14 protein-coding genes are annotated in these 16,477 nt (G+C 40.8%); 3 read left to right on the forward strand and 11 right to left on the reverse strand.

The window, feature by feature from the left end; genetic code table 11:
* Positions 1-518: 518 nt before the first annotated feature.
* From DC077_RS02230 to DC077_RS02240, 3 genes are all read right to left on the reverse strand, one after another.
* Positions 519-797, reverse strand: coding sequence for a hypothetical protein (locus DC077_RS02230; protein ID WP_109201125.1), 279 nt, complete (start codon positions 795-797; stop codon positions 519-521).
* A 231-nt stretch (positions 798-1,028) separates the two neighbouring features.
* Positions 1,029-1,925, reverse strand: coding sequence for a pirin family protein (locus tag DC077_RS02235; RefSeq protein ID WP_109201126.1), 897 nt, complete (start codon positions 1,923-1,925; stop codon positions 1,029-1,031).
* Between the two features lie 85 nt (positions 1,926-2,010).
* A complete protein-coding gene (locus DC077_RS02240) occupies positions 2,011-3,027 on the reverse strand; it encodes a lipoate--protein ligase (RefSeq protein WP_109201127.1) in 1,017 nt (338 codons plus the stop codon).
* 215 nt (positions 3,028-3,242) lie between these two features.
* Between DC077_RS02240 and DC077_RS02245 the strand changes: the two genes are divergently transcribed.
* On the forward strand, positions 3,243-3,878 hold the full coding sequence (locus tag DC077_RS02245; protein ID WP_109201128.1) for a hypothetical protein: 636 nt from the start codon (positions 3,243-3,245) through the stop codon (positions 3,876-3,878).
* A 15-nt stretch (positions 3,879-3,893) separates the two neighbouring features.
* Here the strand turns inward: DC077_RS02245 and DC077_RS02250 are convergent, their stop codons facing one another.
* Positions 3,894-4,298, reverse strand: a complete 405-nt coding sequence (locus DC077_RS02250) for a hypothetical protein (protein WP_109201129.1) — start codon at positions 4,296-4,298, stop codon at positions 3,894-3,896.
* A 447-nt stretch (positions 4,299-4,745) separates the two neighbouring features.
* Here DC077_RS02250 and DC077_RS02255 point away from each other — a divergent pair, with 447 nt between their 5' ends.
* Positions 4,746-5,918 carry an RtcB family protein gene (locus tag DC077_RS02255; RefSeq protein ID WP_239990346.1) on the forward strand — a complete coding sequence of 391 codons (1,173 nt, stop codon included), beginning with the start codon at positions 4,746-4,748 and terminating at the stop codon, positions 5,916-5,918.
* A gap of 77 nt (positions 5,919-5,995) precedes the next feature.
* Here the strand turns inward: DC077_RS02255 and DC077_RS02260 are convergent, their stop codons facing one another.
* The 4 genes from DC077_RS02260 to hutU all read right to left on the reverse strand — a co-directional run bounded on the left by DC077_RS02260 (position 5,996) and on the right by hutU (position 11,855).
* The gene (locus DC077_RS02260; RefSeq protein WP_109201130.1) at positions 5,996-7,285 is read right to left on the reverse strand and encodes a YjiH family protein; all 1,290 of its coding nucleotides are present in this window, start codon (positions 7,283-7,285) and stop codon (positions 5,996-5,998) included.
* Between the two features lie 258 nt (positions 7,286-7,543).
* Positions 7,544-8,785, reverse strand: coding sequence for an imidazolonepropionase (hutI, locus tag DC077_RS02265; RefSeq protein WP_109201131.1), 1,242 nt, complete (start codon positions 8,783-8,785; stop codon positions 7,544-7,546).
* An 88-nt stretch (positions 8,786-8,873) separates the two neighbouring features.
* Positions 8,874-9,824, reverse strand: coding sequence for a formimidoylglutamase (gene hutG / locus DC077_RS02270; protein ID WP_109201266.1), 951 nt, complete (start codon positions 9,822-9,824; stop codon positions 8,874-8,876).
* A 360-nt stretch (positions 9,825-10,184) separates the two neighbouring features.
* Entirely contained in the window at positions 10,185-11,855 is a 1,671-nt protein-coding gene (gene hutU / locus DC077_RS02275) for a urocanate hydratase (RefSeq protein ID WP_109201132.1), read from the reverse strand.
* Between the two features lie 470 nt (positions 11,856-12,325).
* Here hutU and DC077_RS02280 point away from each other — a divergent pair, with 470 nt between their 5' ends.
* Positions 12,326-13,066: a UTRA domain-containing protein gene (locus DC077_RS02280; protein ID WP_109201133.1), complete on the forward strand. Its 741-nt coding sequence runs from the start codon at positions 12,326-12,328 to the stop codon at positions 13,064-13,066.
* A 153-nt stretch (positions 13,067-13,219) separates the two neighbouring features.
* Here the strand turns inward: DC077_RS02280 and dctM are convergent, their stop codons facing one another.
* The 3 genes from dctM to DC077_RS02295 all read right to left on the reverse strand — a co-directional run bounded on the left by dctM (position 13,220) and on the right by DC077_RS02295 (position 16,341).
* Positions 13,220-14,503, reverse strand: coding sequence for a C4-dicarboxylate TRAP transporter large permease protein DctM (dctM, locus tag DC077_RS02285; RefSeq protein ID WP_109201134.1), 1,284 nt, complete (start codon positions 14,501-14,503; stop codon positions 13,220-13,222).
* On the reverse strand, positions 14,500-15,192 hold the full coding sequence (locus DC077_RS02290) for a TRAP transporter small permease (RefSeq protein ID WP_094568151.1): 693 nt from the start codon (positions 15,190-15,192) through the stop codon (positions 14,500-14,502). Before DC077_RS02290 ends, dctM begins: the two co-directional genes overlap by 4 nt.
* Positions 15,193-15,339: 147 nt before the next feature.
* The gene (locus DC077_RS02295) at positions 15,340-16,341 is read right to left on the reverse strand and encodes a TRAP transporter substrate-binding protein (RefSeq protein ID WP_109201135.1); all 1,002 of its coding nucleotides are present in this window, start codon (positions 16,339-16,341) and stop codon (positions 15,340-15,342) included.
* Between the last annotated feature and the right edge of the window lie 136 nt (positions 16,342-16,477).

The raw sequence follows: 16,477 nt of genomic DNA on the forward strand, positions 1-16,477 counted from the left end.
AAGGTGTGAATATGATAAATTATCAACTTATCATGTTCTTGATCTTATCAGGTGTCCTATCTGAATACTAGTTCAGCAATTATACAAACAGCTTTTCTAAATCATCTATTTCACATTCTTTTTCTAAAATAGAGAGTCCTCTTAAATCAAACAATATATTTAATTGAATAATATTTATTTTTTCTATGCCTGACTCCTCTCTCTATCGATCTTTTTATTGAGCAATTTCACGAGAAATCTTACGAAAAACCTTATAAGCGATCTGATGACTGATCTTAGCCATCACCATGATTATTAATTCTTAAACGGGAAGATCCTCTAAAAAAGCGACTCGGCTTTTATACTCTACTTTTACGATATTCTATCTTTACTCCTTCTCTTTTAAAATATAAAAAGAGAGGGATTAGTAATAATCTATTATCACTAATCACCTCTCTTCTCTTTGTAAGCGCTACAGAATGAAACCGTCTAATCTACACAAAAATAGTTAAAGTAGCTAAACAAATACTCAATAAAATTTACATTTTTTGAATTTTATCGTTCGCTATTTTCGATAACTCTTTCGCTTTCTCTTTTAATTGGGCAATCTTTTCATCCAATGTCTTTCTTGCATCATCAGCATTATCTGCAAGAGACTCACGCTTTGCTTTAAGCGCAACGATCTGATCATCCAATGCACGTTTTGCTTCATGAGTCTTTACAACTGTCTCATCTGTTAACTTAGCAGCTACATTTCCCAATTTCTCTGCAGCTTTTGTAATATTCTCTTTAACAACATCACCTTTTGTTTTACTCATCTTTCTATCTCCTAATTTAAGTCACTTTTAATACTATCCGTATTATGGAGTATCACCAGTATTATTAGTATTATCAATGTCAATAATAGACACCAATAATTGATAATATATAATTACTATTTATTGACACTTATTATACCTTATTTACCGCTCTATTTAGCGACTTATTTAATTGTTTATTCTGTTTCTATCTAGTTTTTATCCGATTTTCTATTTAATAATTTTATTACACTACAACGCGCCAAATTTTCCGCTCATAAAATCGAGTGATGCTTGCTTAATCTCTTCACGACTATTCATCACAAAAGGGCCATGCCCTACCACGGGTTCCTCAATAGGTTCACCACTTAGAAGTAAAATCTTCGATTCAGTTACCGCCTCGAAAGTAGCCGTATCTCCCTCTTTAGCCAATATCACTAAATCGGTCTCTTTGAGTCTCTCTCCATTACAGAGGATCTCCCCTTTTAGAAGAACAATCCCAACATATCGATCTTGAGGTAATGCGAGCGAAGTTGTCGCTCTGGCTTGCAGATGAAGATCCCATAAATCTACCGGCGTATAGCTCTTAGCCGCTCCATGATAATGTGAAGCTTCATCTCCTATGGTTACTGATTGTGCGTTATCAGGCGGGTATTTCCCGGCAATGATCCGCATAATAGCCCCTTCACTTGGTGAAAACTGCGGAATATCTGCCGCAAGAATCTGCTGATATCGTGGATCTTTCATCTTCTGCTCTGCTGGAAGATTGACCCAAAGCTGCACCATATCGAGCTTTCCACCTTGCTTAGAGAAAGATTCAGAGAGCATCTCTTCATGTAATACACCACGCGCAGCAGTCATCCATTGAACATCTCCAGGCCCAATAGTCCCGCCCTCTCCTGTCGAATCTCGATGAGACACCTCACCTTCATAGATCAATGTTACCGTCTCAAATCCACGATGGGGATGGGCACCTACGCCTCGGATCTTATCACTCGGCTCAAAATCTGTAGGTCCAGCCCGATCTAATAATAGAAAAGGATTTAGATAACGTCCATGATTATTGTAGATAAAGAGGGAGCGCACATGAAATGCATCTCCTACCCAGTGAGAATCAGGAGCTTGATAGATCTCCATTATTTTTTTCATATCATTTACCAATATATTCACCCATAATTGTTATTCATAACTAAAAAAAGCAGATACTGAAATGAATCCCTTGAACTAGTTATGCTCAACGAATAGCCTCAATAAACCAATCGCTAAATTGTTGCCACTCTTCACTAAACTGAGGATTCTGCTCTTCGATGGTCATCAGTGTCGCTTCCACCTCATCCCCATGATAGCGGACTCCTACTAATGCCGTTGCTAATTGCTCAAATGGTTCTACAAAGAGACTATCTGTAAAAATTTTAGCTTGCTCAATTCTTCCTCCTCTCGGAATATCGAGATGAATCTCAACACCACCCCAAGGAAAGCGCTCATCGAGCATATGGGAGAAATGGAGCGCTTGACCAAAATTCCAATCCCAGCTGCGTTGCTTTTCGTAGATCGCTGCAAACCCGGGAATATTAGGGGGTCGCTCTTCTGAAATGTACTCAATCTCCTCAATTTCACCAAATTTCTCAATAAATTGCGTCTCTATTGCTCGACAAATCATTTCATGATTTAACGTTGGATTAAACTCCACAAGATTAGCAACACGCGAACGTACGGAGCTGATCCCTTTCGCCTGCAACTTCTTAGGATCGGGATTGAGATAACGACTCAACTTTCCAAAATCAACATCGATTAAGAGCGTCCCATGATGAAAGCCTCGATCTTTTGTCTCTCGATAAGCAGAACCTGAGATCTTCCGTGGTTGCCCCTCTTGTAGAAGAACAATATCATTTCGTCCAGAGCTCTGCGCTTCAATACCAAGAGAGCGGAGTGCCGCTAAAATAAGGGCCGTCGAGCTCTCTTTATTGTAGCCGGGCTTTCCCGCCATAAAGGTGAAATTTGTATTCCCGAGATCATGATAAACAGCACCCCCGCCACTACTTCGGCGCGCTAACGTAATGCCATCTTCCTCCATCTTCTGAGTATTACACTCCTTCCAAGGATTTTGCCCTCGACCAATCACTACCGTTTGGTCATTACGCCATAAAAACAGAACCTGTTGAGAGGCATCCATTGTCTGAAAGATGGCATCTTCTACCGCTAAGTTAAAGAGTGGATTAACACTCTCCGATATTAAAAGGCGTGGTTTCATTGGATCTCTATTCCTTATTGCTTATTAAGTCTATCTCTTAGATGAATGGGGGCTAAAGGGATCAATTGCAACTATAGAGAACGCTAAAAAAAGATCGGGTAGATAAAATTGGATATATATCGACGCCTCTCACAAGATTATCTGTCTACTCAATTTTCTAACGATTGTGATAAAATTGAACTTATCAAACTCTATATTCTCAAGGAATAGAATCGATGAAAAGAACCTTTTTGACACTCTCCATCGCCCTTATTTTAGGATCAGCTCAATTAGCAACCGCCAAAATGCCGGCATTAACGACCCCCTCAATGAGTGATCAAGAGTATGCTGAAACATTAGGATTTGAGCTGAAAAAGGAAGATTCTGAGTCTGACAAGAGCGCCTCATCAGAGAAAGAAACGCCAGCAACGGTAGAAGCTCAGCAAGATAATCTTAAAGAGCAGGAACAATCAGCGACAGTAGATAATCAAAATACAAATAATGCCGAAACAGAAAAAGAAAATGCGCGTCCCCAAATAGAGCTTAAAAAACTTGTCTATCGTTGTGATATCTCGCTTTCACAACCCTTCCCTCTTAAAAACCCAGAAAAAGTAGAGCTTGCTTTAGGGAATCTCTCAAATGATGAAGAGATGGTAATTAAATTAAAAAACATGCCGATCAAGTTAGAGAGAACCCATTTTGAGCCTGAACATCTCTATATCTGGAGTAATACAGATAATAATGTCTTAATGACACTTGAAGTTGATGAAGTATATGAAGATAACTTTGTCAAAGCACAAACCGGCACCTTAACGATCTTAACGCCAAAGCTCAAAGAGGAGTATCGAGCTGTTCATAGCTGTCGCCGCTAAACGGGTAAAAAATGGTTAAAGGTATCGAATAATCTCTAACGACTCAAATGAAGGGGTACTGATCATCGGTATCCCTTCTCTCTCTTTAATTGTGCCAAAGATACAGGCTTCTGCTCCCAGGTGATGCTGAAGCGCTTCAATATCTTCCACCGCAATCTTCTTCTTTAAGTTTCCTACTTCCACAATAAATTGTGGTTTCTCCTTCCGCTGTTCAAACAGAATCTCTAATTGATTATTTTCACTTTTAAAACCTGTGATTAAGCCACAAACACGCCTCTCATCACCGAGATAATATCGAGCATCTTGTACAAAGAGATAATCTGAAGCAGATGTTGATAAGTGAGTTACCCCCAATAATGTGCTCACCATTAAGAATTTCCCCCAACGCACTTTTCTCTTCCTAACTTTTTCGACCCTCATGTTAACCTCCTTCTCAATTTTTGCGCGATACCTAAGTGATAAGATTGATCCGTACCATAACGCATCTTCGATTGATGCTATTATCGGTTATCTCATCGTTACTACTCCATAATGCTACCACACAAACCTGCATATCAGGAGAATCCTGTTGAGAACCGGCATTGTGATATCAGCATTAAGATATAATGGATATAGTCGAGCTCTATCAAAGCAGATACCTCAAAATGATTCATCAATATCCATTGATATATATCATATTTACTAAAAAATATTTATACTTATTTGTGCTTATTTATACTTATTAATGTTCATCAAAATTAATTAAAAATAGATAAAGAGATGAGAAAAGAAAATCAGAAAAATATGCCCCCAAAAAAGAATCATCCACAGTCAGAGAGCGATCGCGCCTATATTCAAAAAGAGATCCCCAATGGCGTTCCCATCAAGATGTGGGCAAAAGGGGTTCCATTTGATGAACAGACAAAAAAGCAGCTATCTGATACAGCGCAGGTACCTATTATTTTTCGCCATATCGCGGCAATGCCAGATGCTCATATGGGAATGGGCTCCACTGTCGGGTCTGTTATTCCTACTAAAAAAGCGATTATCCCAGCAGCCGTCGGCGTTGATATAGGCTGTGGAATGATTGCAGTTCTAACCTCTTTAACTGCGGCAGATATGCCCGATAATCTCTACCCTATTCGTCTTGCGATTGAAGAGGCGGTTCCGCATGGCAGAACTGTAGGTAGAGGCCGAAGAGATATTGGTAGCTGGCAGGAGCCTCCAAAGATAGTGGATCACTATTGGCAACAACTACTCCCTAACTTCCAGAAAATTACAGCGAAATATCCTAAATTAGAGAAGAGCAATCATTATCATCATCTTGGCACGCTTGGAACAGGAAATCACTTTATAGAACTCTGTACTGATGAGTTAGATCGAATCTGGATTATGCTTCATAGTGGATCTCGAGGTGTTGGTAATGCCATCGGCACTTTCTTTATCGCTCAAGCAAAAAAGGATATGGAGAGCCATATTGCCAATCTTCCCCACAAAGATCTTGCCTATCTCAAAGAGGGGACAAAACACTTCGAAGATTATGTTGAAGCTGTTGAGTGGGCGCAAAACTATGCGCATCTTAATCGAGAGGTGATGATGAAAAATAGTATCAAAGCGCTACGGAAGGTGATTAAAAAACCTTTTACAACAACCTCCGTCGCTGTCAATTGCCACCACAACTATGTTCAAAAAGAGCAACACTTTGGTGAGGAGATCTATATTACACGAAAAGGGGCTGTTTCTGCCCGCAAAGGTGAATTAGGGATTATTCCAGGATCGATGGGCGCTAAAAGTTATATTGTCCGAGGCTTAGGTAATCCTGATAGCTTTCACTCCTGCTCCCATGGTGCCGGCAGAGTAATGAGCCGAACAGAAGCTAAAAAATGCTTTACAGTTGAAGATCAAAAAAACGCAACAAAAGGGGTTGAATGCAGAAAAGATAGTGCTGTTATCGATGAGATCCCAATGGCTTATAAAGATATTGATGCCGTTATGGCTGCTCAAAAAGATCTCGTTGAGGTTGTTCATACCTTAAAACAGATTGTTTGTGTTAAGGGATAAAAAAACCGACACCTGAGTGTCGGCTCTTTCTGGGCTAATAAAAGAAACTTTCGATTAAAATATCTCAAGATAAGATATCAACCTAACCAACCGGCTCCAACTCCAATTCTAAAAGCAATGCTTGCAAAAATTAGGCAGAGTACCGTACGGATAAACCAGATCACCAATATTTGCCAAAATTTTACAGGTATCTTTGTTGCTAAAATACAAGGAACGCTTCCTGAAAGGAAGAGGACGCTGCCGATTGATGTAACCGCCGCAATATAACGGATAGAGAGATCTGCTTCGTTGAGTAAAATTGCCGGTAAGAACATCTCTGCTAATCCCGATGCAATAGCGCCGCTATGTTCAGAAGCACCCTCTAATCCCGTCATCAATAGTGCCGGCTTTAACACAACTCCAATCCAATCAAAAAGAGGAGTGTATTTAGAGAGAATTAATCCGGTAAATCCTATCGCTAAAATCGAAGGGGCGACAACTGATGACATCTTCAAACCATCTTTAAAGTTTCGCCAAAGAGAGATCAATAACCCAGGATTTGCTCGATATTGCGTAATCGCAAGATCTTTTGCATGTGCTAAACGACTTCGATCTTTACCACTCTCTGGAAGAGGATTCTCTGCTCGATTATCTAAACGGGAAATAGGGGGAATATAGGCAGTGATCGTTGTGGTTAAAAAGGTAATCAGGAAGGTACTCCAGAAAAAGAAGTTCCAAGCCCCCATTAAATTCATCGTTTTCGCCACAATAATCATGAAGGTCGCCGAAACTGTTGAAAAACCTGTTGCAACAATCATCGCCTCTCTTAAGGAGTATTTTCCTTGACGATAGACACGATCTGTAATGAGTAGACCGATAGAGTAACTTCCAACAAATGAAGCAACCGCATCAATCGCCGATCCCCCAGGGGTTCTAAATAGTGGGCGCATTAAGCGTTCCATAAAGACGGCAACAAACTCTAAAAAACCAAATCCTAACAGAAAGGTAAGAGCTACAGCACCAACAGGAATTAAGAGCCCAACTGACAGCGCTAACTTCTCAAAAAGAAATGGCAACATATCTGGGGTCATCGCCCAAGCAGGCGCCCATCCCGTTAAATAGAGGATTGCTAAAATAAAACCTAAAACTTTAAAGGCTGAGAAGATCTTCTCGCTAATAGAGTTTTTATAATTCCCTGAAATATAGGGATAAAATGCTCCAAAGGCCATAATTAACATAATTGCCGTGAGAGCAAAAGGTCTTAGCTGATGAATCACAAATCCTGCAATATGATCCAACATAATGGTCTCTTTTCCCCCAATATCGATTGAGATAAAAAAGAGGGCTATTCCTACTAAACTATAGAGAAAAAGGTGCGTAAGCATCATGCCTTCCGAACGCTTTTTCCTTTTATCATCTCTTATAACATCGTCCATATCATCCTCCGATATATTTTTATACTCTCTTTTTATTCTTGTTCTATTTTTGTTCTATTCTTGTTCTATTTTGCTCTACTCTCTCTATAAGTACTTTGACACACTTTTTTTGTACTCTTTTTTGTGATCTCCTTTTCTATATCACCTTAAGTCTTTCGGTTGTTATCGTTGTTATCGTTGTTATCGTTTCGTTATTATCAGTTCCTACTATCACTTATTCATAGGATTTGAGATTTCAATCCCTTGATAAATCACTCGATTATTTAAGGTTCCTCCTAACCAATAACTCAGCTCTGCTGGATGAGTCACCTCCCACGCGACAAAATTCGCCAATTTCCCAACCTCTAAAGAGCCTTCACTTTTTTCTACCCCTAAAGCAAAAGCAGCGTTATAGGTCACCCCAGCGAGGGTCTCTTCTGGCGTCAACTTAAATAGCGTGCAACCCATATTGAGCGCTAAACGGAGTGAAAGTAGTGGAGAAGTTCCGGGATTGAGGTCTGTTGAGAGTGCAATCTTCACCCCTTCCCGTTTAAAAGCTTCAATAGGTGGATATTGTGTCTCTCTTAACATATAGAAAGCACCTGGAAGCAGAACTGCGACAGTCCCCGCTTCTGCCATTGCTTTAGCATCTGAATCATCTGCATACTCCATATGATCTGCGGATAATGCGCCATATTTGGCAGCTAGCGTAGAACCATGTAAAGAGGAGAGCTGCTCAGCATGTAATTTAATGGGAATCTGATATTCTTTAGCGGCAATAAAGAGGCGTTCTACTTGTGCCGGAGAGAATGCAATATGCTCACAAAAAGCATCAAGCGCATCAATATCACAATGCTCAACGACTTTCGGTAGTACCTCTTCAATTATATAATCGATATAACGATCGGAATCATCGCCAAACTCTTTTGGTAGCGCATGCGCGGCTAAAAAGGTGGTATGAATCGAGATTGGCATCTCCTTCTTCAATTGAGCGATTACAGAGAGCATCTTCAATTCAGACTCTAGATCTAATCCATACCCTGATTTAATCTCAACTGTGGTCACACCATCTGCCATCAGATGCTCGATCCGTCTTTTAGCGGTGTGAAAGAGCCCCTCTTCTGAGGCCTGACGCGTTGCATTAACTGTACTCTGAATGCCTCCACCACGTTTAGCAATCTCTGTATAACTAACCCCTTCTAAACGCGCTTCAAACTCCTCACTACGATTTCCCCCAAATACAAGATGAGTATGACAATCTATAAAACCCGGGGTCACTAATCTTTCCTCAAGATCACACTTGTGATAATGAATGTAATCAGTATAAGAAAAGTCCGCTTCTGACCCGATCCAACGAATCTTCCCCTTTTCGGTCACTATTACGCCCTTTTCAATCAAATTATAACGCCCATCTGCCATCGTTGCGATTTGACAGTTGTGCCAAATTGTCTGATTCCTCTCTTGATTTTGCATAATCTACTCTCCTCTTACTTATTTATCACAAAACTTAAATGACCCGACTCTTAAAATGAAAAATGAGTTGGGTCGATAAAGTCGATAGCTACAATCCTCGTGTAAATTCCCAGATAAAGCGAGCTGCGACTCTAGCACAAAGATCATCCTGATCTCGCGCAGGGAGATACTCCACAAAATCGAGCGCTTGTAGCTTTCCGCTCTCTTTAATCTTTTTCCCTAAATGAAGATAGAGCTGAGGATCTACTCCTAAAGAAGCGGGAGCGGAGACCGCAAACATCTCACTAGGGGGTAAGGCATCGAGATCGAAGCTAAGATAGATCAGATCAACCTTCTCTAAAAATGCCATTAATTGAGTCTCAAGCGATGAGCTATTTCCCCAATGACACTCATAATCCCAGATAATCTCAGTCCCACTACTCTCTGCCGTCTCTAAAAGAGAACCGGTATTACCCACTTCACTCGCCCCAATACAGAGATAGTGAAATGGACGATTCTCTCTTTGACAAAACTCTTGTAATTCTCTAAAAGGCGTTCCTGAGGTAGACTCCTCTGCCAAACGCATATCGAGATGAGCATCAAAATTGATAATCCCAATTTTAGCATTCGGATGACTCTTATAGAGCCCTAACCCATGAGCGTAGGCTGTCTCATGCCCACCCCCTAAAACAACCGTTTTATTGCTATTTTGTTGCAAGATGACAACTAAATCTGTTAATGCCTTTTGGCTAGCCTCTAAAGACTCCTGATAATGAATAGTGCCAAAATCAATTAGATTCTCATGTCCTTGATGGGCTGCAAAGTTTGCAAAAACTCGTCGAAGTTGATCTGGTGCTGCAGCTGCGCCTGCTCTTCCTCGATTTCGCTTTACCCCTTCATCGCAGGCAAATCCGATTAAAGCAGTGCGATTCTCAAAATCAACTTGAGGATTCTCTGCAATAGGTACAACTTGAAACATACGCTTTGAAGCTGGGCTTTCGTGACTATCATCACGTCCTATCCAGATATTATTAGCTGTTTTTTGCCAAAAACTTTTCATCTCTCCCCCTACTGATCTCTCAATGATCTCTCTTTTTTTAATTTTCTTTAACTCGCTTAAGCTCACTTAAATCCAATCGAGCCTGACCGAACTCAATCGGCTGACTTAATACCATTGAACTCAATCAAATTTAACTGAACTTAACTGAACTTAATTCGACTTAATCAAAAAATGATATTCTCTAATAGCGCTTATCACTCACCTCTTACCGTGAAAAGAGTTATTAAATGATCCATTAAAAGATCGAATCCAATACCTTTATCGGCAAGAAATTGATTTGAAAGAGCCATCAGAGAATATCTATCTACTATCTACTCAACGTTATCTGACCCCATGATCGATCCACAGGATCAAGCTAAACTACTTCACCATCGGTAGATTTAAGCCTTGCTCTTTTGCACATTCAATTGCGATCTCATAACCTGCATCAGCATGACGCATAACCCCTGTTCCGGGATCATTCGTTAAGACACGTGCGATTCTTTCAGCAGCTTCATCAGTTCCATCACAAACAATGACAACTCCTGAATGTTGAGAGAAGCCCATACCAACGCCACCACCATGATGGAGAGAAACCCAGGTTGCGCCCCCTGCAGTATTGAGTAACGCATTGAGAAGTGGCCAATCTGAAACAGTATCTGAACCATCCTTCATCGCTTCCGTTTCACGGTGCGGACTAGATACAGATCCTGAGTCGAGGTGATCACGACCAATTACAATCGGTGCTGAAAGCTCACCATTACGAACCATCTCATTAAAAGCGAGTCCCAATTTTGCGCGATCACCTAAACCAACCCAACAGATACGTGCCGGCAAACCTTGGAAATGGATACGCTCTTTTGCCATATCTAACCAGCGATGGAGGGATTCATTATCTGGAAGCAACTCTTTTACTTTCGCATCGGTCTTGTAGATATCTTCTGGATCACCTGACAATGCAACCCATCTGAATGGACCGATACCACGACAGAAGAGTGGGCGAATATAAGCAGGGACAAATCCTGGGAAATCGAAGGCATTCTCTACGCCGACATCTTTTGCCATTTGACGGATATTATTACCATAGTCGAAAGTTGGGATGCCCATTTCTTGGAATGCTAGCATCGCCTCAACATGTTTACCCATCGACTCTTTTGCTTTTTGTACTGTTCCCGCAGGATCTTCTTTAGCGGCAACTTTGTACTCTTCCCAAGTCATACCAATAGGGAGATAACCATGTAGCGGATCATGCGCACTCGTCTGGTCTGTCACCATATCAGGACGAACGCCACGACGAACGAGCTCCGGCAAGATCTCTGCCGCATTACCATGAAGTGCGATTGAGATCGCTTTCCCCTCTTTAGTGTACTTTTCAAGACGCGCTAAGGCATCATCAAGATCATCTGCTTGCTCATCAACATATCCTGTACGAAGGCGGAAATCGATGCTCGATTGTTGACACTCAATATTGAGAGAAGATGCGCCTGCAAGTGTTGCCGCAAGAGGTTGAGCACCGCCCATTCCCCCTAAACCAGCTGTTAAAATCCACTTTCCTTCTAAAGAACCACCATAATGTTGGCGCCCTGCTTCCACAAAGGTCTCATAGGTTCCCTGAACAATTCCTTGGCTGCCGATATAGATCCAGCTGCCGGCAGTCATCTGCCCATACATCATTAAGCCCTTCTTATCGAGCTCATTGAAATGCTCCCAATTTGCCCAATGGGGAACGATATTGGAGTTTGCAATTAAGACTCTTGGAGCATCTTTATGAGTTTTAAAGACGCCTACAGGTTTTCCTGATTGGACAAGCAATGTCTCATCCGCTTCTAGTGCTTTTAATGTCTCAACGATCTTATCAAAACATTCCCAATCACGAGCTGCTCGACCAATTCCACCATAAACTACGAGCTCTTTAGGATTCTCAGCAACATCGGGATCGAGGTTATTCATCAACATTCTAAGCGCGGCTTCTGTCAGCCAATTCTTAGCATTTAATTCTGTTCCTCTCGGTGCTCGAATCTCTACATCTCTATAACGATCATTATTAGACATAAGTCTTATCCTCCCAAACTAAGATTGTATTGTGATCTCTCTTCTATGAAGATCTTCTCTATTCGATCGAAGCTTTTATCTTAAAAGTCTGGGGGTTTAGAGAATTAAAGAGCGATGATAGGTATCGATCCACCTACGTCGGTCTCCTCTCTAAACCCGACACTTAAAGCTTCAAATTTTTAATCTATTTTTTAATCTATGATTAATCAATTTCTTTCTTTTCTTTCTTTAGCTCTGAAGCTAATTTCATTATATACATAGCTATTTCCAAATGTCTATACATTTAATTATTGTATAGACATTAATACTAAAGACCTCTGCAAAAGCTTTGATAACAGTGCAATTTCATCTGTAAGATAACAAACAAAAAGCCGATAACATGCCGATTTTGGCATGAGATAATAATGAATTAGCTAGGGTTGTGGGCTATAATTTGCCCTACTCATTTATCTAATGCCGGAAAAATATGCATGTCGATCCCAATATATAAAAAAGTTCAGAACTATATTCTTGAAAAGATTGAGAATAATGAATATGGAGAAGGTGAGCAGATTCCCACCGAACAGGAGTTATCACAGCTCTTTAATGCGAGTCGAATGACAATTAATCGAGCGATTACAGAACTCAGTAGACAAAATATTCTTAAAAGGATTCAAGGAAGTGGCACTTTTGTAATGCCAAAGAAAGCGAGCTCACAGCCATTGACAGTTGTCGATATTGTCGGAGAAATTGAGAATCGTGGTAATCGCCATCGTGCTGAGATCATTGCACAAAAATTATTGCCGGCAAGTGGTTTGGTGGCGAAAAAATTGGAAGTACCGATCGAATCGACCCTCTATTTCTGCCATATTATCCACTTTGAGAATGATCTTCCCTTAGCGGTTGAGAAGCGTTATATTCCCCATCATCTTGTCCCTAACTTTTTTGAGCAAGATTTCTTAAAAATATCCCCTAGTGGATTTCTTTTAAAGAATTATGACCTGACAGAGATGGAGCATTCAATTGAGGCAACGCTTGCAGATGAGACTCTAAGTCGCTATCTACAAGTAGAGCTTGGTTCTGCTTGTCTCGATATTAAACGAAGAACATGGAGCTCGATCGGCCTAATCAGTTATGCGGAATTTATCTATCCTGCCGCTCGCTATCGACTCCACTCTCGCATGCGGGTCGATGAATATATGCGCTTAGGCATTCCAATGGATTCAATCTAATCTCTCCCCCTATTTCTTAACCCACACATCTTAACCCATACAAAAAAGCCATACACTCTAACCGCTGAGTGTATGGCTTTGTACTTATTCCTTTACTTATTCCTTATAATTTATCTCTTATAATCTCTCAATCATAGAGATCCAAATCTCGCATTACATCATTCCTAAGAAAGTCGGTAATCCAAGTGAGATGAAAGGAATATATGTAATCAAGAGCAAGAAGAAGATAAGAATCATCAACCATGGTAATGCTGCTCTAATCGTACTTGTGATAGGCATTCCCGTTACAGCTGAAGAGACGAAGAGGTTAAGACCAATAGGCGGTGTAATTAACCCGATCTCCATATTTACAACCATAATGATCCCTAGATGAATAGGGTCGATACCAAGCTCCATCGCGATGGGGAAGAAGATAGGTGCCAAAATCAGAATAACGGCTGATGGCTCCATAAAACTTCCTGCAATAAGCAAGACGATATTGACAATCACTAAGAACATCCATGGAGAGAAGCCCATCTCAATCACCCAACTTGCGATCGATTGTGGAATCTGCTCTGTTGTTAAAACATGGGCAAAGAGCATGGCGTTAGCAATGATAAACATCAACATCACCGTCATCTTACCCGACTCTAACATCACCTTCGAAAAGTCACTAATCCGCATATCTTTGTAGACAAATAACGCTACAAACATTGAATAGACTGCCGCTACAGCTGCCGCTTCCGTTGGTGTATACATACCACTATAGATACCTCCTAAAATGATCACCATTAGGAGTAGGCCCCAAAGCGCACGTCTAAATGCGACAAACCACTCTTTAACACTGACGCGAGGTTGTGCTGGTAGCTTTTTAACACGCGCAACAATATAGATTGCCGCCATTAATGCTACCCCTAAAAGTAAGCCTGGGACAACACCGGCCATAAACATTTTACCCACCGATTGCTCTGTAGTAGCGGCATAAACAACCATTACGATTGAAGGAGGAATTAAGATTCCCAATGTTCCGGCATTACAGATAATTCCAGCACCAAACTCTTTGCTATAACCTGATTTAACCATGCCGGCAATAGCAATTGAACCTACGGCGGCAACTGTTGCAGGACTTGAGCCCGATAGTGCCGCAAAGAGCATACAAGCAAGGACTGAACCGATTGCAAGCCCCCCTCTAATATGGCCGACACAAGCATTGGCAAAATCAATTAAGCGTTGAGCTACCCCGCCCGTTGTCATAAAAGCACCCGCAATCAAGAAGAATGGGATCGCTAAAAGAGTTGAATGTTCAGATGTCTCAAACATCTTAATCGCTAAACTGCGGGGCGAATCAGGACTGAAGAAGATAATAGTTAATGCACTCGATAACCCAAGAGAAATGGCAACCGGAACACCGATCAACATCAGGGCAAAGAGCAACACAAATAAGAATAATATGGTCATTTTTTCGCTCCTAATTGATCATCTGCCAACTCAATATGCTCAGCATGTGCAATCTCTTCGAGGGCATCTTTTGCCTCATCTGCAAGACCTAAACCATCTTGTTGATGAGTAATAATTTTATATCCGATCTCAAGATAACGCAGAATTAGAAGGAGAAAACCGATGGGAACAATCATCGTAATATGCCAGCGTCTAATCCCAAAACGATCGAGATCTTCAGCTAAAGTTCCAAGTTTGTAGAAATTAAGCACCCAATCTAAGCTAGCAAAGAGCATAATTCCACCATATAGGAGACATGCTCCAAGACCAATATAGGCTAGAAAACGCTTTATCGGCTTATGAAATAATTTAACTAAAGCATCGACACCAATATGCCCGCCGATACGCACGCCATACGACATACAAAAGAAGATTAACCATGCAAAACAGGCTGCGGTAAAGCGATTAGACCAGTTCATTGAGGTTGCAAGATCCATCATTGCATCCCCTACATCGAGGAAAAAATCTTCCAATTTTGATGGCTCATCCCCGGCAACCCAATCCGCTAAGCTATAAAAGGGAGTGTAGAGATTATTGAGCATCGTATAGATAAAAGTCACGAAAGTCATCGCGCTTAAAATGAGAACTGTGACAAATTTTTCAATCTGCTGCCAGCCCCTATCAAGTTTTTGATATGTACTGATAAACATTCGAAATCCTCTCTTTTTTTACATACAGGGATCAACTCCCCCTAGCCAATAGTAATGCGGTAGTAATGCAATGCATAATCAATAGTAGTTAATCTATTGTTCGGCTAAGGGGAGTGATTAAATTTTGATGATATTAAGAAGGGGTTTCTACTGCGGATTATTCGATTGAAGTGCTGCTTCAATTAACTCAGCACCCACCTGATCTTGGAATTTCTCCCACACTGGACGAACCGCATCACGCCATGCTTCACGTTGCTCAGGTGTTAAATAGATAATCTCTGTTGTTCCAGCATCAATGATACTCTGCTTATCACGCTCATTGAGTGCCGCGGCTTGATTATTCACCTCAACGGTAACTTCAGCAATAATATCTGTTAACTCATTGCGGACATTCTCCGGCAAACCATTCCAGAAATCAGTATTTGTGATCAACATATAATCGAGAACACCATGGTTTGATTCTGTAATATGCGATTGTACTTCATGAATTTTTTGTGAATAGATATTGGTATAAGGGTTTTCAGCACCATTTACAACACCTGTTTGTAAACCTTGATACATCTCAGCAAACGCCATTTTACGAGGATTTGCACGAAGTGCTTTAAATTGCTCATCTAATACCGCTGAGTTTTGTACACGGAATTTAAGACCACGAGCATCTCTTGGAACTTGAAGCGCTTTATTAGCAGAGAGCTGTTTTAAACCATTATGCCAATAACCTAAACCTGTAATACCCTTATCTTCCATACTTGTTAGAAGAGATTGACCCGCTTCTGATTGTTGGAAGCGATCTAATGCTTCCATATTATCGAAGAGGAAAGGGAGGTCGAAGAGTTGAATCTTCTTCTGGAAGTGCTCAAATTTTGCTAAAGAAGGTGCAAGAATATGGACATCGCCCACCAGTAATGCATCCATCTCTTGCCCATCACCATAGAGTGATGAGTTAGGATAGACCTCTACCTGTACCTGTCCTGGAAGACGCTCTTCCGCTAGCTTCTTAAAGAGTAATGCGCCCTGCCCTTTAGGGGTGGTATCAGCAACAACATGTGAAAATTTAATCACAATCGGCTCATCCGCATGTGAAAAACCCATGATTAAACCACCTACTAACACAGAAGTGGCGATTAACCGTTGAATTAAACGATTCATAAATCCTCCTAAGATATTATGATTATTTTGTTGATATAAATACTTAATATATTAAAAATGTATTAAAAAATATTAATAATATTGAACAGTGGGAGATATCAGACGATAAAGTCGAAGCAGAAAAGCTTAAGAGAGG

It is taken from the genome of Ignatzschineria cameli (assembly GCF_003121895.1).
Classification (GTDB): Bacteria; Pseudomonadota; Gammaproteobacteria; order Cardiobacteriales; family Wohlfahrtiimonadaceae; genus Ignatzschineria; species Ignatzschineria cameli.

What these genes read in the sequence shown, in the direction of transcription:
- DC077_RS02230 (WP_109201125.1), bottom strand. Translation starts at nt 797, where the DNA reads ATGAGTAAAACAAAAGGTGATGTTGTTAAAGAGAATATTACAAAAGCT.
- DC077_RS02235 (WP_109201126.1), bottom strand. Translation starts at nt 1,925, where the DNA reads ATGAAAAAAATAATGGAGATCTATCAAGCTCCTGATTCTCACTGGGTA.
- DC077_RS02240 (WP_109201127.1), bottom strand. Translation starts at nt 3,027, where the DNA reads ATGAAACCACGCCTTTTAATATCGGAGAGTGTTAATCCACTCTTTAAC.
- DC077_RS02245 (WP_109201128.1), top strand. Translation starts at nt 3,243, where the DNA reads ATGAAAAGAACCTTTTTGACACTCTCCATCGCCCTTATTTTAGGATCA.
- DC077_RS02250 (WP_109201129.1), bottom strand. Translation starts at nt 4,298, where the DNA reads ATGAGGGTCGAAAAAGTTAGGAAGAGAAAAGTGCGTTGGGGGAAATTC.
- DC077_RS02255 (WP_239990346.1), top strand. Translation starts at nt 4,746, where the DNA reads ATGTGGGCAAAAGGGGTTCCATTTGATGAACAGACAAAAAAGCAGCTA.
- DC077_RS02260 (WP_109201130.1), bottom strand. Translation starts at nt 7,285, where the DNA reads ATGATGCTTACGCACCTTTTTCTCTATAGTTTAGTAGGAATAGCCCTC.
- hutI (WP_109201131.1), bottom strand. Translation starts at nt 8,785, where the DNA reads ATGCAAAATCAAGAGAGGAATCAGACAATTTGGCACAACTGTCAAATC.
- hutG (WP_109201266.1), bottom strand. Translation starts at nt 9,824, where the DNA reads ATGAAAAGTTTTTGGCAAAAAACAGCTAATAATATCTGGATAGGACGT.
- hutU (WP_109201132.1), bottom strand. Translation starts at nt 11,855, where the DNA reads ATGTCTAATAATGATCGTTATAGAGATGTAGAGATTCGAGCACCGAGA.
- DC077_RS02280 (WP_109201133.1), top strand. Translation starts at nt 12,326, where the DNA reads ATGTCGATCCCAATATATAAAAAAGTTCAGAACTATATTCTTGAAAAG.
- dctM (WP_109201134.1), bottom strand. Translation starts at nt 14,503, where the DNA reads ATGACCATATTATTCTTATTTGTGTTGCTCTTTGCCCTGATGTTGATC.
- DC077_RS02290 (WP_094568151.1), bottom strand. Translation starts at nt 15,192, where the DNA reads ATGTTTATCAGTACATATCAAAAACTTGATAGGGGCTGGCAGCAGATT.
- DC077_RS02295 (WP_109201135.1), bottom strand. Translation starts at nt 16,341, where the DNA reads ATGAATCGTTTAATTCAACGGTTAATCGCCACTTCTGTGTTAGTAGGT.